Here is a 19,697-nt window from a genome sequence, read left to right on the forward strand (position 1 = left end):
GGCGGGGTCATGTCAGAACGTCGCACCGGCGCGCGGCCTAGCCCGGCAGGCGCTCGACCAGGCGAAACAGCAGCCCCGGGAACCAGCGCTTGAGCCACAGGGCGTGCATTTCCAGCCCCTTGCCGACCGCGATCTCGCGGCGCCGGCGGCGCAGGCCTTGGGCGATGCGCTGGGCGCAGGCGTCCACGTCCATGCCGCGGGCATTGCCCTTGCTGGGCTTGGCGTGGGCGCTGCCGTCGCCGGTCAGCGCGGCATAGGCGATCGGCGTGTCGATATAGCCCGGCACGATGGTGGTCACGCGGATGCGGTCGCGGGCGTGTTCGGCGCGCAGGGCGTCGAACCAGCCCATCAGCGCGTGCTTGGCGGCGCAATAGCCGGCCCGGCCCTGGCTGCCGAGCTTGCCCGACACCGACGCGGTGACCGCCACATGGCCGCCGCCCTGGGCCAGCATCAGCGGCAGCACCGCCCGGGTCAGCGCCACCTGGGCGAAGAAGTCCACCTCCATCAAGGTGCGCAGGGTGTCCATCTCGGTGTCCAGCACCCGCGCGCGCTGCGAGATGCCGGCATTGTTGACCAACAGGTCGATGCGGCCGAAGCGGGTCTGCATCTGGTCCACGGTGGCGGCGCGCGCGTCCGCGTCGGTGATGTCGAAGGGCAGGATCATCACGTCTTCGCCCGGCAGCCCGGTCTGTTGGGCGACCCGACGCAGCGCGTCCACCTGGCGCCCCGACAGCACCAGCTTGGGCCCGTCGGCGGCCAGGGCGCGGGCCAGCGCCGCGCCGATCCCCGACGACGCGCCCGTGATCCAGATCACCGATCCCTTGAAACTCATCTGCGCCGTTCCTTCCCGTTCGCTTGGCGCCGCAGCTTAAGAGCCCGGCGCGTCCGCGTCCAACGCCTTGAGCACCGCCTCGGTATCGGCGCCGAGGCGCGGCGGCGCGCGGCGATAGTCGGGCGGCGTGGCCGAAAAGCGCATCGGCTGGGCCAGGGTCTCGACCAGCCGCCCGGCGGCGTCGGGCAGCGCCACCCGCAGCCCCCGCGCCGCCACCTGATCCTCACCAAGGGCGTCGGCGATGCTGTTGACCGGGCCATTGGGGATCCCCGCGCCATCCAACAACGCGCGCCAATGGCCCGTGGTCTCGCCGGCCATCGCCCGGGCGATCAAGGGCACCAGGGTCTCGCGGTTGGCGACCCGGTCGGCGTTGCGGGCGAAGCGCCGGTCGCCGGCCCAGTCGTCCCGGCCGAGGAGCGCGGCGAAGCGGGCGAACTGCGCGTCATTGCCAACCGCCACGATCAGCCGCCCGTCGAGGGTCGGGAAATCCTGATAGGGCACGATATTGGGGTGGGTGTTGCCCATCAATTCCGGGCTGCGCCCCGAGACCAGATAGTTCTGCGCCTGGTTGGCAAGGCACGCCAATTGGGTGTCGAACAGCGCCATGTCGATGTGCTGGCCCTGGCCGGTGGCGTCGCGGTGGCGCAGGGCGGCCAGGATCGCGATGGTGGCATAAAGCCCGGTGGTGATATCGGCGACCGCCACGCCGGCCCGGACCGGCCCGCTGTCGGGGCTGCCGGTGACCGACATCAAGCCGGCCATGCCCTGGATCATGAAATCATAGCCGGGCTTGTCGCGGTTGGGGCCGGTCTGGCCGAAGCCGGTGATCGAACAATAGACCAGGCCCGGATGCTCGGCGGCCAGGCTGGCATAGTCGAGCCCCCATTTGGCCGCCGTGCCGGCCTTGAAATTCTCCACCACCACATCGGCGCGGGCGGCCAGCCGCCGCGCGGTGCGCTGGCCCTCGGCCGACCCCAGGTCGAGCGCCACCGACCGTTTCGAGCGATTGGCGCACAGATAATAGGCGGCGGTCTCCTCGCCGTCGTCATGGACCACCGAGGGCGGACCCCAGCCGCGGGTGTCGTCGCCGCCGCCGGGGCGCTCCACCTTGATCACGTCGGCGCCCAGATCGCCGAGGATCTGCGTCGCCCACGGTCCGGCGAGCACGCGGCTAAGGTCGAGAACGGTCAATCCGGTCAGCGGGCCGGCCATGGGTGTCTCCCGGTCGAGTGAGCGTGAGGGCGCGCCCCGGAACCGGGGCACGCGGCGTGCCAGGGCCGTTATGGTGCGGTGCGGTGCGGTCGCTTGCCCGCCGGCGCCGGCCTCTCTACGCTAGCCAACGAAAACGCTTTGTAAAACCAACAAGGAGGCGGCGGCCATGTCCTGGTCCCACGAACAGGTCGGGGAAAACCGGTATCGCGAGAGTTTCGGGCGCTATCTGGAAGACTTCAAGGTCGGTGACATCTACGAACACCGGCCCGGCCGGACCATCAGCGAAACCGACAATACCTGGTTCACGCTGTTGACCATGAACACCCACCCGCTGCACTTCGACGCCGAATATGCGTCCAAGTCCGAGTTCGGCCGGCCGCTGGTGGTGTCGTCGCTGACCGTGTCGATCCTGCTCGGCATGAGCGTGTCGGACATCTCGCAAAAGGCGATCGCCAATCTGGGCTGGACCGACATCAAGATGACCGCGCCGGTGTTCTGCGGCGACACGCTTTACGGCGAGTCCGAGGTGGTCGAGGTGCGCGAATCCAAATCGCGGCCGACCCAGGGCATCGTCACCGTCAACACCAAGGGGCTCAACCAGCGCGGCGAAACGGTGTGCACCTTCACCCGCTCGGTCCTGGTGCCCAAGCGCGGCCACGGCGTCGACGACTGATCGCGACCGATCCGCCGGCCCGACGATTGAGACCGGCCCGGCGATCCCCTAAATTGACGCAAGAGCGGCGAGCCTTGGCGCTCGCCCTCATTCGCCATGCTGCCGCCCGCGCCGGTCGGCCGCCCTGCCCTGTCTTCGGCCGCACCGCATCCGCGCCGCCCCCAGAAAGGAACGTCCCCCATGAGCCTGAAAACCGAGGCCGTCGCGCTGGTCAAAGCCGGCCTGACCGAGGTGCGCAGCAATGTGGAGGTGGTGTTATTGTCCGCCGGTCTGGTGGTGATCGCGCAACTGGTGGCCGCCAGCCTGCTGGTACTGCTGTTCGCCGACGTGCAGATGGACCGGGTGGCCGAGGCGGTGGCGACGCTGCAAAGCCAGATGCAGGTCGCCGAGCCCGACGCCGGCGCCATGCAGGCCGCCCTTGGCGCGCTGTTGCCACTGGTCGCCGCCGGCATCCTGTCCTATCTGGTGGCCTTTCCGCTGTTTCCGGTGGTCTGGTCGCGGGTGGTGATCAAGGGCCGCGCCGGCGCGCGTCAGATGGACCAGGGCGAAGGCTGGCTCGGTCTCTATGCGGGCGCGCTCGGCCGGGTGTTGATCGGCCTGGTGCCGTTTGTGCTGCTGCTGATCATCGCCCTGATCGGCGTGCTGATGCTGAGCGGCCTCGTGGGGCCGGTGTTCATGCTCCTGGGCCTCGGCAGCGCCGGCGGCTTCATCCTGCAATTGCTGCAAAGTGTGGTACTGGCTGCGGTATTCTCGTTGTTTTATGCCGGCCTCGGCCTGTCGCTGGCGGGGGCGTCGGTACGCCAGGGGCCGGGCGTGTTCGGCGCCCTGCGCCATGTGGTCGACCATGACCGGCGGCTGTTGGTGGCGGTGGTGATCGTCTCGGTGGCGGTGACGCTCGCCAACCAGGTGGCGGTGCTGGCCGGCGCGCTGCTGCCGCTCGCCGCCGTGCTTCTCTATCTGGCGTTTTGGGTGGTCAGCACGGCGCTCAATCTGGCGGTGTGCGCGCTCGCCTGGCGCGACGAGGCCGAGCGCGACACGGCAGCCTTTTGACGCTCGCCTGACGGTCTGACACACTTAGCCTTCGCGTAAATCATCCGGCGCGGACCCCGCCGGGCGAAGGGAGTAGCCATGGCCGGCACGGCCTCGTCCAAGCACAGCGATCTGAGCCTGCGCGCCCGGCTTGGCGACGGGTTGGGTCTGGTTGCCGCTCATGCCCAGGCGGCGCTGCTGATGGCGGCGTCGTTCGCGTTGCTGAACCTGTTCTTCGTCAAGCTGGCGGTGGTGATCGCACCCGACTATGCGGCCTATCTCAAGACGCCGCCGGGACCGCCCGGCGCGCGCGCCGGCGGTCATGTGCTGCTGGACCTGATGGTGCAGACCTTTTCGGTGATGAACCTGTTGGGCCACGCGGTGATCTGGGCGCGCATCTGTCTGCTCGGCGAGGGCCGCGCGCTCGCGGGCGGGCTCGACGCCTTCCTGCGCCGCTTCTCGGTGTGCCTGAGCCGACTGCTGGTCGGCGGCTTCATGAGCGTGCTGTTCGCCCTGCCGGCGATCATGGTCGGCGCGATCCTGGTTGCGGTGCTGCGCGGCCTTCTGGGCGTCTATGGCAACACCGTGGGCAGCGCCGCCATGCTGGTCATGGTGTTGATCCCGGTGGGTGCGGTGGCCGCCGCGCTGATCCTGTCGGTGATCGCCGAGGCCGCCGACCGGCGGCTGAGCATGTTGAACGCGATTCGCCAAACCCAGCCGGCCTGGACCCGGCTGGCGGTGATCATGCTGGTGTTGAGCGCCATCTACGCGGTGGCCGCCGTGGCGGTGGCGGTGGCCGCCGGCGACGGCCGCGTGGCCGCGGGCGAAGGCGTCACCGGCGCCGGCGCCTTTTTGGTGCGCGACGCGCTCGGTTTCCTGACTCTGGCCACCGCGGTCGGCGGCCTGGCGCCGTTGCTGCGCGACAAGAAAAAGCGCCCCGACGGCGGCGCCGATCAGAACAACGAGCCCTGGGCCGACGACGACCCGTCGCCCTGAGCCTGGCCCGAGCCCTGGCCCGACCCCTGGCCCGAGCCCTGAGCCGAGTTCTGACCTGAGCCCTGGGGCGGACCATCCCGCCCGGCTTCGACCGGGGCGATCAGTTCGGCGTCATCATTGCGCACCGCATTGACCCGGCGCGACACCGGCCAGGCCCGGAAGGCGCCGTCCGCCTTGACCGCGCCGCGCCGCGCCACCTGGACCGGATCGACGGCAGGGCCGGTGTCGCCGAGCCAGGCATCCTGGCCGCCCGGGCTCAGCACCACCGGCATGCGGTCGTGGATCGCCGCCAGGAACGCCACGGCGGGCCGGGTCAGGATCGCCACCGTCTCCAACCAATCGTCGCCGCCGGGGCCGTGCCAGCGCTCCCAAATCCCTGCAAACGCCAATGGCCGCGCCCCCGGATCGCTCGCTCGGTCGTTGGCTTGGTCGGCGGCTTGGGGCATGGACCGGGCGGCGGCAGGAACGCCGGCTTGGGCGGCGGCGATGGCGAAGGGCTGCTTAGGCGCGTCGCCCCGTGCCTGCCATTCGTACCAGCCGTCGGCGGGGACCAGACAGCGCCGACGGCGGAACGCGGCGCGGAACGCCGGTTTCTCGCCCACGGTCTCGACCCGCGCGTTGATCATCGCCCGGCCGCCGGGCCGCTGCTTCATCCAGCCGGGCACCAGCCCCCAGACCATGGCGACCAGTTCGCGCCCGCCCTCGGGCGTCGCCGTGCCGCTGTCCTCGTCGGCCAGACGCACCGCCAGGATCGGCTGGCCGGGCGCGATGTTGTAGCGCGGCGGCACCGGCGTCGGTGCCGCGACCCGGAACGCCCGCGCCAGGGCGTCGGCCGGGCTGGCGAGCCAGAACCGCCCGCACATCAATCGACCACCCGCAGCCGCGCGCGCCGGCGGCCGGTGCCAGTACCTGTGCCCTCTTCCGGGGCCGGCCCGATGCCTGGCCCGCCGCCGGGGCCCCGCCCCGATCCCCCGACGCGCGCATCGGCCACCGCCGCCCAGCGCCACAGCCGGTAGATCACCAGCCCGCCGAAGGCGACCCAGGCGAAGGTCCAGACCCGCGGCGCCACGCCGGTCGCTTGCGCCAGGAACACGGCGTCATTGTGCCGCGCCGCCTCGGGCAGCCGGCGCATGCCCATCACGCCGTGCAGGTCGAGCGCCAGGTCGAGCCCGCGCACCAGCACATAGACGCCGAGGAACATCACCAGAGTGCGCGCCCAGCCCCGGTCGCCCTGCCACAGGCCGCCGGCCAGCACCGCCATCATGATCGCCAGGATCGCATAGGTGCCCAGGTCGCCCGGCACCACCCAGGCCACACCGGTCAGGACCATGAAAGCGAGCAACCCCAACGCCACCCCGATGCCGGCGACGTGGCCCACCCGGCCCAGCCGGTAGAGCAAGGCGCCCCAAAGGAACGCCCCGGCATAGCCGGCCAGCAGCGTCGCCACCCGCGCACCGCCCGACGACAGCACAAAGCCCGAACCGTTGGGCAGCAGCGCCAGCCGCTCGACCCGCCCGCCGGTGGCGACCGACACCAGAGCGTGGCTGATTTCGTGGAAATAGGTGACGAACCAGTCGAGCACGGCACCGACCAGGGGCACGCTGCCGGCCACCCAGGCCAGCACCATCATCAACAACAAGCTGCCGCGCGCGCTCGGCGCCCGGCCAGATCCGGCAATCCCTGTCATGACCGAAACTGTGGCCATCGGGCGCATGCCTTGCAAGCCTCGGTGCGGCAGGGCACATAAGCGGCGTCATCGAATGCCCCGGTTGCCCGGGCCCGGAAGGAGCGCGACCCTCATGGACCAGCCGAGCCCGCTGCGCCCGATCATCGGCGTCGGCACGGTGATTTTTCGCGACCACAGCGTGCTGCTGGTGCGTCGGCGCCAGCCGCCCAAGGCGGGCGAATGGTCGCTGCCCGGCGGCCGGCAGGAATGGGGCGAAAGCGTCGCCCAGGCGGCGGTGCGCGAGATCACCGAAGAGACCGGCGTGAAGGTGACACTTCTGGGGTTGGTGGACGTGGTCGACCTGCTGCCCGACGCGGGAGCGCCCTATCACCTGACCCTGATCAACCTGGCTGCGCGCTGGACCATGGGCGAGCCCGCCGCCGGCGACGATGCCGCCGACGCGCGGTTCTGGCCGCTGGACGCCCTGCCCGGCACCGATCTGTGGGATGAGACCCGCCGGGTCATCCACAAGGCCCGGGCGCTGTTCCCGGCCGCCCACGATCTTGGCGCGGGTCCTGCCGAGCCGCTTGGCGCACCGCCCGCACCTTCCGAAGCCTCTGGCGAGGCTGCCCCGTCATCGCGAAAGGACCGCCCGTGACGCCCGAACGCCCCAACAATCGCAATCTGGTCGGCATGCTGGCCCTGGTGCTGGGTCTGACCATCTATGCCGGTATCGTCGCCTGGCTCGCCGAATGGATCGGGGCGATGCCGCTGCTGATCGAGGTGCTGTTCTATCTGATCCTCGGCACCGCCTGGCTGTGGCCGGCGGGGCGCCTTTTGCGCTGGATGGCCGCCGGGCGACGCACCGACGGCGACTGACCCCGGACCCCGGCGGCCAAGCCGCGGCCCCCAACCGGGCGGCGGCCCTGCACCGCCGGCGATCACCGCTCACACGGTTGGCAACACATGGTCCTTGAACCGCTCGCGCAGCGCGGTCTTCTGGATCTTGCCGGTGGCCGAGTGCGGCAATTCGTCGACGAACACGATGTCGTCGGGGAGTTGCCACTTGGCCACATGCTCGCCCATGAAGGCACGCACCTCGTCGGGCGCCACCGCCGCCCCGTCGCGCGGCACCAGCACCAAGAGCGGCCGTTCGTCCCATTTCGGATGCGGCAGGGCGATCACCGCCGCCTCCAGAACGCCCGGATGGCCGGCGGCGAGGTTTTCCAGGTCAATGGACGAAATCCATTCGCCGCCCGACTTGATCACGTCCTTCGACCGGTCGGTGATCTGCATATAGCCCCGGTCGTCGAGGGTCGACACGTCGCCGGTGTCGAACCAGCCGCCATTGTCCAGAATCGGCGGGCCGTCATAATTGTAGTAGGTCTGCACCACCCACGGCCCGCGCACCTTCAGATGGCCCTGGCTGCGGCCGTCGCGGGGCTTCTGCTCGCCGTTTTCGTCCTCGATCTTGAGTTCGACGCCGAAGATCGCCCGGCCCTGCTTGCATTGCAGATCAAGCTGCGCCGCCTTGTCCCATTCGGCGGTCTCGGCGGTCATGGTGCCCACGGTGCCGAGCGGCGACAGCTCGGTCATGCCCCAGGCATGGTTGACGCGCACGCCGTATTCGTCCTGGAACGCCTGGATCATGTGGCGCGGGGCCGCCGACCCGCCGATGGTCACGGTATGCAGCCGGTCGATGCGCTTGCCCGAGTTGCGTAGATAATCCAACAGCCCCAGCCACACCGTCGGCACCGCGGCCGACAGGGTCACCTGCTCGTCCTCGATCACCTGCTGCAGGGTTGCGCCGTCATGGTGCGGGCCGTTGAATACCAGCCGCGAGCCCATCATGGCGGCAGCATAGGGAATGCCCCAGGCATTGGCGTGGAACATCGGCACCACCGGCAGGATCGAATCGCGCTGCGCGATGCCCAGCGTGTCGGTGGTACAGCAGGCCATGGTGTGCAGCACCGTCGACCGGTGCGAATAGAGCACGCCCTTGGGGTTGCCGGTGGTGCCCGAGGTATAGCACAGCCCGCAGGCGTCGTGCTCGTCGAGATCGGGCCACTCGAAGCGCCCGTCTTCCGCCGCGATCAGATCCTCATAGCATAGCAAACCGTCGATCTTGGCATCCCGGGGCATGTGCGCGGCGTCGGTCATCACCACCACTTGGGGGGCGGAGGACAAGGTCGGCATCACCGCTTCCATGATCGGCACGAAAGTCAGGTCGACGAACACCACCCGGTCGCCGGCATGGTCGAAGATATACTCCAACTGCTCGTGAAACAGGCGCGGGTTGACCGTGTGCATCACCGCGCCCATGCCCGAAACACCATACCACAACTCCAGGTGGCGCCAGGTGTTCCACGCCAGCGACGCCACCCGGTCGCCATGGCTGACGCCCAAGCGTGTGAGCGCCTGAGCCAATTTGCGCGCCCGTTCCTCCACCTGGAGATAATTGGTGCGGTGCACGCCGCCCTCGACGGTGTAGGTGACGATCTCGCGATGACCATGGTTGCGCGCCGCGTGCTCGACCACCTTGTGGGTCAGCAACGGCCAGTCCTGCATCAAGCCTTTCATGGCTTTCTCCCCAAAGGTTTTTTGTTTGATTGCCAGTAGCATAACCGGCCCCGGGCACAATGCAACAAACGGTGATGCGGCGGCGCAACATGAGGGCTGCGGATTTGAACCGCACGGGCCCCGGCAGCGTATGCTGTGACAACGCCAACAACGCCATTTCATGGGGAAAACGATGCGCGGTCTTCTTTTCGCGGCCCTGGCGGCCGGTGCGGTGAGCGCTTGTTCGGGGACCAAGCTGTCCCAATTCAAGGACGCCGAGCCCAAGCTGGACCTCTATCAGTATTTCCGGGGCGAAAGCGTCGCCTATGGCATTTTCGAGGACCGGTTCGGCAAGATCCGCCGCCAGTTCCGGGTCGACATCACCGGCTCGGTCGACGATGGCGGTACGCTGGTACTCGACGAGCGCTTCCAGTACGCCGACGGCGAGACCGACCGCCGGGTCTGGCGGATCAATCGCGCCGGCCCCGACCGCTACCGGGGCGAGGCCGGCGACATTATCGGCACCGCTCAGGGCCGGGTGGTCGGCAATGCGCTCAACTGGTCCTACCGGATGGATTTGAAGGTCGGCGACGGCACCTGGCGTGTGGGCTTCGACGACTGGATGCTGCTGCAAGACGACAAGGTCCTGATCAACAAGGCCACGGTGACGCGCTTCGGCCTTGAGATCGGGCGCCTGTTCATCACCTTCCGTAAAACCGGCGACACCGCCGACGACGCCATGGCCGAGGCAAGCCCCCGGTCGCCCGGCACCCCCTCACCCAATGGCCGACGCGCCGATTAGGGCACCGACCGGCGACGGGCCTTGGTGACAGTCCGGCCCGGCGCCATAGAATGGCTGGTCTGGCGGCGCGATCCGGCGCCCCGCCGGCACGGATACCGGCCGGGGTCGGGGCCACGCTCCGAGGCAATGAGGGGCCGGCGCTGGGGCCGGATCAGGGGCCGCCAGAGGCCGCGTCGCCGCCGTCGGAGGCCGCCGCGCTGGTATCGACGGCTTCGGCCAGCGACTGTTCCGCGAATTCGCGACGGTAGGCGTCGAGGAACGAGCGGAACGAATCCACATCGGCGATCTTCTGCGCCAGTTCCTTGGTCGAGCCCGCACTTCGGGTGCGGTCGGTGGTCAATTGCTGGAACACCTGTTCGAACGGGCCGCCGTTCATCATCACGCCCCAGGTGTCGCTGAGCTCGCGCAGCGCCGCCTGATCGTCCTGATACATCAGCGCCACAGCCCGGCGCACCACCCACAGCCGTTCCTCGGCCGAGAGCTCCGCCGCGTCGGTGTGTTTGGCCAGCAACCCCGCATGGTGGCGGGCGACCATGGGCCAATCCTTGGCATCCCAGTAGATGTCGGCGCGCAGCACCTCGGCCTGCGGCCCCTGGAAGCCTTCGAGCATGGCGATCGCTTCCTCGTAGCGGTCCATCTCGGCCAGCGCCCGCGCCTCGACGAAGCGGCGCTGGCGTTCGATCTCGTCGGGCAGGCCGCCGCTGCGGGTGGCGCGCAGGATGTCGAGCGCCTTTTCGGGCTCCTTGTTGAGCAGATGCACCATGGCCAGGCGGCCGGCGATCTGCGCCTGTGCCGCCCCTTCCAGGCGATAGGTCACCTGATAGCGCAACAGGTCGGCAGCGCGGTCGAGCAGGTCGACCGCCACCAAGCGGTCCACCAGCCGGCGGATGATCCGGTCGCCGGCCGCCCCCTGGGGCGTCAGCTCGCGAAAATCCTGGAACAGCGCCACGGCATCGAACGGCGTCAGGTCCTGGGCATTGCTTTCCAGGAAGATGGTCTCGAACACGCCCTGCATCCGGCGCACCACCTGGCCGGTGCGCGGGTCGTCGGGATAGTATTCGACCACCTGACGCATGGTCTTGAGACCTTTGCGATACTCGCCGATCGAGACATAGAGCTGGCCGAGGGTCGACAGGACGTCGATCTCGAAATCCCGGCCGCGCCAGTCGAAGCGCAGACCCTCAAGATCCTCGACCGCCTCGCGCTTGGTCAGACCCTCGTGGCGCAGGGCGAAGCGTACCCGTTCGAGCCGCGCCATCGCCGAGGTACGCGGATCGTCGAAGGCGATCGCGGTCTCGAACAGGTCGAGCGCCCGGGCGATGTCGCCCTGTTCGGCGGCCAGACGGGCCTTGAGCACCAAAGCCTCGCCCGCGATGGGCTTGTTCACGTCCAACTGGTCGATCAGGTCCAACAAGCGGCGCGTCTGATCCACCTGGTCGAGCAGCAGCGCCGAGCGCGCGGCGGCGAGTAGAAACCGGCCCTGCCACTGGGGCTGGTAATAGCCCAGAATGTCGCGGCCGACGCGGAACGCGTCGAGCGCCGCCATGGGGTCACCCTCGGCCTCGGCGGCCAGGGTGCGCCAGATCGACGCGTCGGGGTCCTCGCGCAGTTCCGGATGGTTCAGGTCTTCGAGCGCCGCGGCGGTCCGGCCGAGCATCTGGTTGACCACCCCGCGCACGGCCCGGAAACGTGGCGTCTCGGCCAGCGCTTGGTCCTCGGCCGCCATCAATTCCAGCACCCCGCGCGCCTCGGCGGCCTGATCGTGGGCCAACAGAAACCGCGCCAGATCCCAGCGGCCCTCGTTGCGCTCATTGTCGGGCAGGGCGGCGATGGCGGCGACCAGATCGGCGCGCCGGTCGCCGAACGACCGGCCGTCGTCGAGCCGCCAGGCCTGCAGGTCGATCAGCCGGCGCGGCGCCGGACCGGCCAGATCGCCCATGGCGGCGAACGCCGCAGCCGCCTGGGGCTTGGCGAATTCGCCCACGTCGCGCGCGGCGATGGCAACGCCATTGTGAAAGCGCTGAACCTGGGCGCGGTCGGACTGCGGCACCACCACCAGCCCCTGGGCGGTGCGCGGGATTGCGAAATCGGCGAACTCACGGCCCTCTCGGACGCCGCGATTGGGCTCGCGCACCGCCACCAGCAGCAACTGGTCGCCCACCGACGGGTCGGTCACCATGACCTTGCGAAACGTCTCTTCCACCGGCACGAACACCTGGGTACCGGCGCCGGTGCTCTGTTCGACCAGGCGCAGCGGGCGCAGCGGCGCCGTCGGCTTGTCCTTGAGGGTCACGCGCCAGCTATTGCCGTCGCGGTCGGCGGCCACGCTCTGCGGCATCGCCAAGTTGAAGCGCAGCGCCGACACGTCGTCGGTGCGCAAGCGCTGGACCGCGTTGACCCGGCCGGTCAACACCGGACTGTCGAAATCGAGGCCGCTCAGATCATAGGCGACACGCCCCGAGAACACGACCCACAGATAGCCGCTGCGGATGAACACGGCGGCAAAGCGCGGATCGTCGAACGCGAAGTCGAAGGCGAGCCCGTCGGGCAACGATTCCGCCGCCACCGCCACGCGCGCATAGGACGCGGCCTCGGGGGCGATGCGCTGGGCCTCGAACCGTTCGGGGAATTCCTCGGCCGCCGATTGCTGGCCGTCGGGGACGCCACCGCGGCTTTGCGGATCGCGGTCGACCGACGCCTCGGCGGCTGCGGCCGGATCGGCCGCCGGCGCCAACTCGCCAACCCGGCCGCCCGCCCCCGCCGACACCGGTGCCACCAGGCCGGCCAAAGCCGGTCGGCCCAACTCCTCACGCCGCCGGCTGCGTTCGTCGGCGGCAGCCTCGGCCGTGTCCACCGCGCCATAGATGTCGATCACCAGACGATTGCCGAGGCGAAACACGTCAAGCCCGCGACCGCCCGCGGTCGCCACGCGCAGGCCGGCAGCGCCGAACTGGGCCACGCCGTCGACGCGCGACAGGGCGTCGGTGTCCACCGCCGACACGTCGAACCGGGTCGGCGTGTCGACGCGCAGGACGACACCGTCCTCGGCACCTTCCACGGTGACGTCGCGGGCGTTGGCGAAATCGATCACCAGACGGCTATAGTCGTCATGTTCGCCGCCGCGCACGCCGATGGCCTGCTGGGCGACTGCCGCCGGCGTCATCAGCGCAAGCCAGACACCGCCCGCCACGAGCAGGCGGGGCAGAAGCCGAAGCATCGAAAAGCCGCCGCGCGGCATTAGCTTAAAAGGACAAGGCATCGTTTCTGCTTCGTTCAAATCGCATCACAATGATATCGACCCGGCGGCTGGCGAGGCGCGATGCGCCCGCCGAGGCCACAGCGTCGCTGCTGGCGCCGGAACCGCCATTGCGGGCGTCACCGAACCCCACCGCCGACAGCGCCCCGGGAAACCCTGCCCGGCGCAGACCATCGGCCACCGCCATCGCCCGGTCGACGGTCCATTCCCACTTGCTGGGATGGCGTTCGCCGGCCACGTCGGCGCGCTCGTCATGCACCGCCACCAGCACCCGGTTGGGCACAAAGCGCAACCGATCGGCCAGCCGGCCGAGCAGCGCGTCCGCCCCGGCCAACAGCGCCGTGCCGTCGCCCGCCAACAGCCGATCGGCAGGCACCGAGATGACCAGCCGATCATAAAGACGGCGCACCTGAAAGACCGCATCGCCATTGCGGCCGGACATGTCCAGCTCGCGGAACAGCGCTTCCACATAGTCGAGATCGACGCCCTCGGGCACCACCGGCAACAACGGCTCGGCCGACTGGCGCGCCCCTTCTGCCTCGCCCCGCTCCCTGGGCGACAACGGCGTGCGCATCTGTTTGCGCACCCCCTCGACGAACGGCTGCCAACTGTTCACTTCCACCTCCTTCATGGCGAACAGCAGCACGAAGAAGGTCAACACCAAAGACAACAGGTCGGAAAAGCTGATCATCCAGTCCTGACCGCCGCCACCCGCACCGGCCCCACGACCGCCGGGATAGCGCGCCCCATGCCCCGCCTTGGGGACATCGTGGCGAGCACCGGGCCCCCGGTGCAGGCGCGAGCGCGGCACGGTCACCGCCCGCCCCCGCGCGCTTCGGGCCCCAGGCGGCTGCCCAATTCCGGCCGGCTGAGGAACACGAACGCCGCCTGGTCGGCGCGCCCCGGCGTCAGGCCGATGCCATAACCGCCGGCGGGAAAGCCCGTCTCGGCCAGGGCCCGCGCCAGGGCGCCGCTGCGCAGCAGGGCGATCCGGCCCGCGCCCTCGGGCTGGGGTTGCAGGTGGGTGGTGCCGCTGCCCAGATAGATACGCATGTCGCGGCGGGTGCCCGACGGCGCCCGCGCCGCCAGCGCGGCCAGGCTGTCGAGCACCGGGCGACGGTCGCGCCGCACGGTGACGCGGCCGCTGTCGAACAGCGCCTCGGTGGGCACGATAATGGTCAGTTGATCGGTCTGCGGTCCGCCGCGCGCCTCGGCCACCGGCAACGCCTTCGACATCAGGTCGGCGGCCGCAGCCAGATAGCTCGGATCGCTGTCAAAGGTGCCGGTGTCGCGATCGTCATCGCGCTCCGACGGACGCGGCAAGGCGAAACGCGAAAAGGTCGCGCTGACGCTTTCCAGGGCCTGACTCTGGCGCACCGCCTCGATATCGGCATAGCGGTTCAGAACGAAAAAAAGCGCAATTAGAACCAAATACAGCGAAATGAAAATGGGTAGAAGGGTATCGACGCTGGCGCTCCACGACCTGCTCGATCGATCATTGCCCATACCGCCCTCTTAGTCGAACGATGCCAGAAGCGCGTCGATATCGTCCTGGCTGTTCCCTTGCCCTTCCAGTTGCGGCCCGTGGGTCAGCAAATCGGGATTGATGACCTCGCCGGTCTGTTCGTCGAACACCTGGTCGTCCCGGTCTTCCACATAATCGTCGCCGATGGTGGCGGCGAGGGCGCGCAGCCGTTCTTCCAGCGTCCGCATGACGCCGATCACCTTGGTGACCCGCTGGCCGGTCAGATCCTGGAAACTCGACGCCTCGAAGATCTGCGACGCCAGCGCCATCAGCTTTTCGCCCTGCTCGCCGCCGATGTCGCCCGACATCTCGGAAATCTGATCGGCGGCGTCCATGATCTTCTCGGCCGAGCTTTCGGTCGACTTGATCACCGAGTCGAGTTCGTCCTGAGCCTCGGGCAGGTCGCGCTCGGACACGCTCTTGGGGCGGATCGAGGCGATCTCGCTCTTGGTCGCGCCGATTTCGTCGAGCAACGCCCGCAGTTCCCGGCTGATGCGCACGCGGTCCAGGGTCAATTCGCCCTCGGCCGAGGAAATCAGGCTGCCGACCACCTCTGCCACGTCATCGACGGCGACCTGGTCGCCCTGCCGTTCCTTGATCGACTGGACGTGTTGTTCCAGCGTCGCCGCGATATCGCTCGCCATGAGCTTCTCCTACGCCCGAGAGGGGTCTCTTGCCCCTTGTCAAAGCCTTATCGACCCAAGCTTAAAGCCCCGTTAAGCGCCCTGTTCGCCGGGCGCCGGTTCGGGCAGGTTGGTCGGCAGCGGGTCGCGTTCCGCCAGTTCGACGGTCAGCGATTTGGCCTTTTCCGGGTCCATTTCGGAAATGATCGCCGACATCTTCCGGGGCATGATCCGGGTCGCCAGGTCGATCTGGGTGGTCAATTCCATCCGATTGAAGATATCGGCGGCGTCCTTGGCTTTCATGCTCTCATAGATTTGAACCAGATTCTTGAGCCGTTCGTCTTCCTGCTGGGAATAGCTGTCGACCAGATCGCGAATCGACGTTTCAAGCAATTCGAGCCGCGAAATCTTCTTCTCGATCTGCTTTTCCTTGGCGTCCAGAATGGTGCGTTGCAGTTCGATCTCGTCCTCGCGCCGGTCCAGCGCCTCGCGCCGCCCGCGCAGTTCCTGCAGGAGCTCGAACTCGGTCCGGCTCAGCCGGTCCACATCGCGCGGCCGGCGCGCGGTCTTCGCCGCTTCCGCCGCCGCGGCCGCGTCGTCGGTGGCCGCCGGCTCCGATTGCCGGTCCGGCGTTGCCTCGGCCGCACCATCGGGTTCCTGCGCGAACGCCGCCGGCGTGGTCATGCTGTCGTTCCATCCGGCGAAGATCACCGACGACTTCATGACCAGCAACAAACCGGTAAGCCCCAAAAAGATCGGCAACAACTTGACGCCCTTCATTGGCGCAATCCTTCCGCTTTCTGCGTCGACACTTAACGAACGTTTCGCAACGCCGCCATGATCGCTTCCTGGGGCGAGACGTCGGTGTCGTCGCGCCCGAACAGATCGTCGTCGGCGGCGTCGTCGAAGCCCCGATCGTCTTCAGCCGGCGGCGCGCCGCGCGCCGACGACCGGGCCGGCACCTCGCCGCGCGGCGCCGCGCTGCGCTCCCCGGCCGGGGCGCGGCGCCCGCCGGACGGCGCGCTCTTGTCCTGGGCGCGGATATGCCGGCCGGCCTCGGTCAGCCGGGTTTCCAGCCGGGTCGCCAGATTGTCGCCGGCCTCCGCAATCAGGCTCAATTCGTCGGCCAGAGAGCGCGCCCGAGCCATGTCGCTGGTCAGGATCTCGCGGGCCTCGGAACCCGCATGCTTGAGTTCGCCGACCGCATTGCGCGCCTTTTCGGTCGCCCGGTCCAACTGCACCACCAAATCGGCCAGCTCGCTTTGCGCGCGGCGGACCTCGGCCAACCGGCGGTGAACGCGCAGGCCGACGACGATGGCGGCAAACAGCATGATGGCCAACACCGCATCGATCGCCAGGCCCAGCGCAATACCAGACATCATTTCATTCGCCCTTCGAGCTGCGGCCGGCCCTGGCCATCGATCCGCCCCTCGCCCGGGCGCGGCCAACCTGTACGTGTACCATGGCCATCGGCATCATTCCGACCGAGTATATTGAGCGGCCGTTTCATCAACCTTAATGGCCATATATTTGCCCGACCGCCCCATGCGCCCGCGCACCAGCGGGATATCGCCACAGCGCAGCAACACCCCGTCGGTGGGCCGGGCATTGAGCGGCAGGGTCTGGCCGACCTCCAGATTCATGATATCGCGCAGGCTGATCTCCTGCTCGTCCAGAACCGCCTCCATGACCACGTGCGTGGACCATAATTCGGTCGCCAGGTGGGTTTCCCAGATGCTGTCGCGGCCGAACTTCTCGCCCATGAAGCGCTGCAACAGCAATTCGCGGATCGGCTCCAGCGTCGCATAGGGAAACAGGATTTCCAGCCGGCCGCCGCGATCTTCCATGTCGACCCGCAGCTTGACCAGCACCGCCGCGTTGGGCGGCCGGGCGATGGTGGCGAAACGCGGATTGGTCTCCAGCCGGTCGAAGGTGAAATTGACCGGCGACAGCGGCTCGAACGCACCGCACAGGTCCTTCAGCACCACCGCGATCATGCGCTCGACCAGCGATTGTTCGATGGTCGTGTAGGGCCGGCCCTCGATGCGCATGGCCGCAGTGCCGCGCCGGCCGCCGAGCAGCACGTCGACGATCGAATAGATCAACGAGCTGTCGATGGTCATCAGGCCGTAATTGTCCCACTCCTCGGCGCGGAACACGGCCAGCATGGCGGGCAGCGGGATCGAATTGAGATAGTCGCCGAAGCGCACCGACGTGATGTTGTCGAGGCTGACCTCGATATTGTCGGAGGTGAAGTTGCGCAGCGAGGTGGACATCATCCGCACCATGCGGTCGAAGATGATGTCGAGCATGGGCAGGCGTTCATAGGAGACGAGCGCGCTGTTGATCAGCGCCTGGATGCCGTGAACCTCGCCCTCGTCCTCGTCGCCCTCGAACCCCAGCAGGCTGTCGATCTCGTCCTGGTCGAGCACCCGGCCGGGTGCCGACCCGCCGGCCATGGCGGCATCCTCGGGCTCGTCGGCGCCGGCCATGGCTTCCCATTCGGCCGCCACCGCCTCGTCGTCGATGCCCTCATTGCCGGCACCGCCTTCGGCCATCGCCGCCCATTCGGCGGCCATGGCCTCTTCGTCGACCGGTGTGTCGTCGTCTTCTGCCATGGACGAGCTCGCCTATTGGACCAGGAATTCGGTGATGTGCACGTCGCGCACCGTGCCCGCCGGCACCGCGCGGTTGACCCGCACCAGCAACTCTTCCTTCAGCCGGTAATTGCCGGCCGAGCCGGACAGTTCTTCCGGCCGCAACTCGCGCAGAAACGCCTGGAAATTGTTCTTGACCACCGGCATGGCCGCCTCAAGCGTCCCGCAGGCGGCCGGTGCGCCGACCTCGAACTGCACCTGGAGCTTGAGATAGGTGGCACGGCGGCCGCCGGTATTCAGATTGACCAGAAAGTCATTCGGGTCGCAGTAGACGATCCCCGGCGCCGCCTCGGTGCCGTTCGCAGCCCCCTCGCCCTTGGCGTCGCCGCCATGGTCGTCGCCATGATCGTCCTCGCCCTGGTCCTTGTCCTGAGACGGCGGCGCCGACTCCGTTCCCGGCGCCGACGCCATGTCGGGCGCGTCGCCGCCGCCCAACAGCAGCATACCGCCCACCAGGATCACGGTCACTCCAAACACCATCGGCAGCCCCAGTATTACCAATCGGCGGCCGCTCAGCCGGCGCCGTTCCAGTGTGGCCAGTTCTTCATCCGCTCCGGACGGGTCCTGCGCTTCGACTTCCATAACCATCCTGATTGGCTAAGCATCGACCAAGCCGCCACCGCCCCGGGGGGACGGCGACACCTTCCCTCATTCGGCTTTTAACGGCCTTAGCGTTAACAGGAAGTGAAACGCCTAACAACTTGAGGGCACGTGGGTTTAAGCACCCGCCCACCAACCCGGCAAGAGCCTTGTCACGCGCGCCCCCAGACCGCCGCGCCAGCCGCCAAGCCCGCCGCGGTCGCGGCGCCCATGAGCGGGCGAGCGCTATCGGCCGCCAGGAGCCCGGAACCTGCCCCAAACGCGACCTGACCAACCATGGCTGCCCCTCCCCGGACGGGCGCGGGCGGCGCCCGCCTGAGCCGGCCTCAACCCGGCCTTGCCCCGGCCGGTGCCCGGCAAAGGCTGCCGCACCGGCACCGCCGCGAGCCCAGTTCGGCAGGGCCCGACAAACCAACCCTCTGAATTCCAGCGATTTTTTCGCCTCTTAAAAATTGGCACGATGTCTGCTTAAAGGCCGACCAAGAGCGGATGCCCCAAAACGGAGCCCAACCCATGGAAACCATGCTGCTTGTCAATGCCTCTCAACGTTCGGCGCTGGAACGGCAGATGGACGTGATCGCCAACAATCTGGCGAACCTGTCGACCACCGCCTACAAGGGCGAGCGCGCGGTATTCAGCGAATACCTGGTCGACACCGGCGGCCGCGACGCGCCGCGCGGCGGCGACGAGACCAGCTTCGTCCTCGACTATGGCACCATCCGCAGCACCGAGAACGGGCCCATTCAGATCACCGGCAACGCGCTCGACATCGCGCTCGAAGGGCCGGGCTTCATGCAGGTCCAGAACCAAGACGGTGAACTGCTCTATACCCGGCGCGGTCACCTGACCAAGGACGAGCAAGGCTTTCTGGCCCTGCCCACCGGCGAGCGCGTGCTCGACGACGACGGCAACCCGATCGACCTCAACACCCTGGTCGACAAGCCGGTGATCAACCCCGACGGCACCATTTCGCTGCCCGACGAGACCATCCAGATCAACCTGGTGCTGTTCGATAATGACCGGGCGCTCGAACGGCGCGAGAACTCGCTGTTCGCCCCGGGCACCCAGCAACCCCGCCCCACCGACCAGATCCAGGTGGTCCAAGGCGCCCTCGAAGGCTCCAACGTGAACGCGATCAAGGAGACCACGCGGATGCTTGAGGTGATGCGCGCCTATCAATCTGCCCAACGCTCGACCGACAGTCTGAACGACGTCCGCGACAAGGCCATCGACGCCCTGCCGCGCGCCAACTGATCGCCAGCAAACG

Annotated in this window: 20 protein-coding genes; 7 read left to right on the forward strand and 13 right to left on the reverse strand. The window is 68.4% G+C overall.

All coding sequences use genetic code 11. From position 1 onward, the window contains the following. Window positions 1-37: 37 nt before the first annotated feature. Window positions 38-832: an SDR family oxidoreductase gene (locus EV659_RS02270; RefSeq protein WP_132707057.1), complete on the reverse strand. Its 795-nt coding sequence runs from the start codon at window positions 830-832 to the stop codon at window positions 38-40. A gap of 36 nt (window positions 833-868) precedes the next feature. Further along, on the reverse strand, window positions 869-2,044 hold the full coding sequence (locus EV659_RS02275; RefSeq protein ID WP_132707059.1) for a CaiB/BaiF CoA transferase family protein: 1,176 nt from the start codon (window positions 2,042-2,044) through the stop codon (window positions 869-871). Window positions 2,045-2,210: 166 nt separating this feature from the next. On the opposite strand from EV659_RS02275, the gene EV659_RS02280 reads away from it, so the two are divergent. From EV659_RS02280 to EV659_RS02290, 3 genes are all read left to right on the forward strand, one after another. Beyond that, on the forward strand, window positions 2,211-2,717 hold the full coding sequence (locus EV659_RS02280) for a MaoC family dehydratase (RefSeq protein ID WP_132707061.1): 507 nt from the start codon (window positions 2,211-2,213) through the stop codon (window positions 2,715-2,717). Window positions 2,718-2,897: 180 nt separating this feature from the next. Beyond that, window positions 2,898-3,767 (forward strand): hypothetical protein, encoded by an 870-nt coding sequence (locus EV659_RS02285; protein WP_132707062.1) that lies wholly within the window; start codon window positions 2,898-2,900, stop codon window positions 3,765-3,767. Window positions 3,768-3,845: 78 nt separating this feature from the next. After that, complete coding sequence (locus tag EV659_RS02290) at window positions 3,846-4,742, forward strand: hypothetical protein (RefSeq protein ID WP_132707064.1); 897 nt, start codon at window positions 3,846-3,848, stop codon at window positions 4,740-4,742. Here the strand turns inward: EV659_RS02290 and EV659_RS02295 are convergent. Together EV659_RS02295 and EV659_RS02300 are read right to left on the reverse strand one after the other, a co-directional pair. Continuing rightward, window positions 4,700-5,605 (reverse strand): SOS response-associated peptidase, encoded by a 906-nt coding sequence (locus EV659_RS02295; RefSeq protein WP_132707066.1) that lies wholly within the window; start codon window positions 5,603-5,605, stop codon window positions 4,700-4,702. The two genes, EV659_RS02290 and EV659_RS02295, sit on opposite strands and share 43 nt — an antisense overlap. Further along, window positions 5,605-6,447 (reverse strand): M50 family metallopeptidase, encoded by an 843-nt coding sequence (locus EV659_RS02300; RefSeq protein ID WP_165878656.1) that lies wholly within the window; start codon window positions 6,445-6,447, stop codon window positions 5,605-5,607. The genes EV659_RS02295 and EV659_RS02300 overlap by 1 nt, the downstream gene beginning before the upstream one ends. 94 nt (window positions 6,448-6,541) lie before the next feature. Here EV659_RS02300 and EV659_RS02305 point away from each other — a divergent pair, with 94 nt between their 5' ends. Together EV659_RS02305 and EV659_RS02310 are read left to right on the forward strand one after the other, a co-directional pair. Further along, entirely contained in the window at window positions 6,542-7,066 is a 525-nt protein-coding gene (locus EV659_RS02305; RefSeq protein ID WP_132707069.1) for an NUDIX hydrolase, read from the forward strand. Further along, window positions 7,063-7,287 (forward strand): DUF2842 domain-containing protein, encoded by a 225-nt coding sequence (locus EV659_RS02310; RefSeq protein WP_132707070.1) that lies wholly within the window; start codon window positions 7,063-7,065, stop codon window positions 7,285-7,287. The genes EV659_RS02305 and EV659_RS02310 overlap by 4 nt, the downstream gene beginning before the upstream one ends. 69 nt (window positions 7,288-7,356) lie before the next feature. Here EV659_RS02310 and EV659_RS02315 read toward each other — a convergent pair whose 3' ends face one another. Further along, entirely contained in the window at window positions 7,357-8,988 is a 1,632-nt protein-coding gene (locus tag EV659_RS02315; RefSeq protein WP_132707072.1) for a long-chain-fatty-acid--CoA ligase, read from the reverse strand. Between the two features lie 172 nt (window positions 8,989-9,160). Here EV659_RS02315 and EV659_RS02320 point away from each other — a divergent pair, with 172 nt between their 5' ends. Next, complete coding sequence (locus EV659_RS02320) at window positions 9,161-9,769, forward strand: DUF3833 domain-containing protein (protein ID WP_132707074.1); 609 nt, start codon at window positions 9,161-9,163, stop codon at window positions 9,767-9,769. 151 nt (window positions 9,770-9,920) lie between these two features. On the opposite strand, the gene EV659_RS02325 is transcribed toward EV659_RS02320, so the two are convergent. From EV659_RS02325 to EV659_RS02360, 8 genes are all read right to left on the reverse strand, one after another. After that, window positions 9,921-12,986 carry a tetratricopeptide repeat protein gene (locus EV659_RS02325; RefSeq protein ID WP_132707076.1) on the reverse strand — a complete coding sequence of 1,022 codons (3,066 nt, stop codon included), beginning with the start codon at window positions 12,984-12,986 and terminating at the stop codon, window positions 9,921-9,923. Between the two features lie 25 nt (window positions 12,987-13,011). Next, window positions 13,012-13,842 (reverse strand): OmpA/MotB family protein, encoded by an 831-nt coding sequence (locus tag EV659_RS02330; RefSeq protein ID WP_338110854.1) that lies wholly within the window; start codon window positions 13,840-13,842, stop codon window positions 13,012-13,014. Next, window positions 13,839-14,531, reverse strand: a complete 693-nt coding sequence (locus EV659_RS02335; protein WP_132707079.1) for a hypothetical protein — start codon at window positions 14,529-14,531, stop codon at window positions 13,839-13,841. Before EV659_RS02335 ends, EV659_RS02330 begins: the two co-directional genes overlap by 4 nt. Before the next feature lie 9 nt (window positions 14,532-14,540). Then, window positions 14,541-15,194: a protein phosphatase CheZ gene (locus tag EV659_RS02340; RefSeq protein WP_132707080.1), complete on the reverse strand. Its 654-nt coding sequence runs from the start codon at window positions 15,192-15,194 to the stop codon at window positions 14,541-14,543. Window positions 15,195-15,266: 72 nt separating this feature from the next. Continuing rightward, window positions 15,267-15,953: a MotE family protein gene (locus EV659_RS02345; RefSeq protein WP_132707082.1), complete on the reverse strand. Its 687-nt coding sequence runs from the start codon at window positions 15,951-15,953 to the stop codon at window positions 15,267-15,269. A 32-nt stretch (window positions 15,954-15,985) separates the two neighbouring features. Further along, window positions 15,986-16,555 carry a DUF6468 domain-containing protein gene (locus EV659_RS02350; RefSeq protein ID WP_132707084.1) on the reverse strand — a complete coding sequence of 190 codons (570 nt, stop codon included), beginning with the start codon at window positions 16,553-16,555 and terminating at the stop codon, window positions 15,986-15,988. A 93-nt stretch (window positions 16,556-16,648) separates the two neighbouring features. After that, window positions 16,649-17,791 carry a flagellar motor switch protein FliM gene (fliM, locus tag EV659_RS02355; RefSeq protein WP_132707086.1) on the reverse strand — a complete coding sequence of 381 codons (1,143 nt, stop codon included), beginning with the start codon at window positions 17,789-17,791 and terminating at the stop codon, window positions 16,649-16,651. A gap of 12 nt (window positions 17,792-17,803) precedes the next feature. After that, window positions 17,804-18,412: a flagellar basal body-associated FliL family protein gene (locus EV659_RS02360; RefSeq protein WP_132707088.1), complete on the reverse strand. Its 609-nt coding sequence runs from the start codon at window positions 18,410-18,412 to the stop codon at window positions 17,804-17,806. 531 nt (window positions 18,413-18,943) lie between these two features. Here EV659_RS02360 and flgF point away from each other — a divergent pair. Further along, on the forward strand, window positions 18,944-19,684 hold the full coding sequence (gene flgF / locus EV659_RS02365) for a flagellar basal-body rod protein FlgF (protein WP_165878657.1): 741 nt from the start codon (window positions 18,944-18,946) through the stop codon (window positions 19,682-19,684). The last annotated feature ends 13 nt before the right edge of the window (window positions 19,685-19,697 follow it).

Source organism: Rhodothalassium salexigens DSM 2132 (genome assembly GCF_004341375.1).
In the GTDB taxonomy this organism is placed as follows: domain Bacteria; phylum Pseudomonadota; class Alphaproteobacteria; order Sphingomonadales; family Rhodothalassiaceae; genus Rhodothalassium; species Rhodothalassium salexigens.

Excerpts from the sequence above, each read along its gene's own strand:
- EV659_RS02270 (WP_132707057.1), bottom strand. The coding sequence starts at position 832 with ATGAGTTTCAAGGGATCGGTGATCTGGATCACGGGCGCGTCGTCGGGG.
- EV659_RS02275 (WP_132707059.1), bottom strand. The coding sequence starts at position 2,044 with ATGGCCGGCCCGCTGACCGGATTGACCGTTCTCGACCTTAGCCGCGTG.
- EV659_RS02280 (WP_132707061.1), top strand. The coding sequence starts at position 2,211 with ATGTCCTGGTCCCACGAACAGGTCGGGGAAAACCGGTATCGCGAGAGT.
- EV659_RS02285 (WP_132707062.1), top strand. The coding sequence starts at position 2,898 with ATGAGCCTGAAAACCGAGGCCGTCGCGCTGGTCAAAGCCGGCCTGACC.
- EV659_RS02290 (WP_132707064.1), top strand. The coding sequence starts at position 3,846 with ATGGCCGGCACGGCCTCGTCCAAGCACAGCGATCTGAGCCTGCGCGCC.
- EV659_RS02295 (WP_132707066.1), bottom strand. The coding sequence starts at position 5,605 with ATGTGCGGGCGGTTCTGGCTCGCCAGCCCGGCCGACGCCCTGGCGCGG.
- EV659_RS02300 (WP_165878656.1), bottom strand. The coding sequence starts at position 6,447 with ATGGCCACAGTTTCGGTCATGACAGGGATTGCCGGATCTGGCCGGGCG.
- EV659_RS02305 (WP_132707069.1), top strand. The coding sequence starts at position 6,542 with ATGGACCAGCCGAGCCCGCTGCGCCCGATCATCGGCGTCGGCACGGTG.
- EV659_RS02315 (WP_132707072.1), bottom strand. The coding sequence starts at position 8,988 with ATGAAAGGCTTGATGCAGGACTGGCCGTTGCTGACCCACAAGGTGGTC.
- EV659_RS02320 (WP_132707074.1), top strand. The coding sequence starts at position 9,161 with ATGCGCGGTCTTCTTTTCGCGGCCCTGGCGGCCGGTGCGGTGAGCGCT.
- EV659_RS02325 (WP_132707076.1), bottom strand. The coding sequence starts at position 12,986 with ATGCTTCGGCTTCTGCCCCGCCTGCTCGTGGCGGGCGGTGTCTGGCTT.
- EV659_RS02335 (WP_132707079.1), bottom strand. The coding sequence starts at position 14,531 with ATGGGCAATGATCGATCGAGCAGGTCGTGGAGCGCCAGCGTCGATACC.
- EV659_RS02340 (WP_132707080.1), bottom strand. The coding sequence starts at position 15,194 with ATGGCGAGCGATATCGCGGCGACGCTGGAACAACACGTCCAGTCGATC.
- EV659_RS02345 (WP_132707082.1), bottom strand. The coding sequence starts at position 15,953 with ATGAAGGGCGTCAAGTTGTTGCCGATCTTTTTGGGGCTTACCGGTTTG.
- EV659_RS02350 (WP_132707084.1), bottom strand. The coding sequence starts at position 16,555 with ATGATGTCTGGTATTGCGCTGGGCCTGGCGATCGATGCGGTGTTGGCC.
- fliM (WP_132707086.1), bottom strand. The coding sequence starts at position 17,791 with ATGGCAGAAGACGACGACACACCGGTCGACGAAGAGGCCATGGCCGCC.
- EV659_RS02360 (WP_132707088.1), bottom strand. The coding sequence starts at position 18,412 with ATGGAAGTCGAAGCGCAGGACCCGTCCGGAGCGGATGAAGAACTGGCC.
- flgF (WP_165878657.1), top strand. The coding sequence starts at position 18,944 with ATGGAAACCATGCTGCTTGTCAATGCCTCTCAACGTTCGGCGCTGGAA.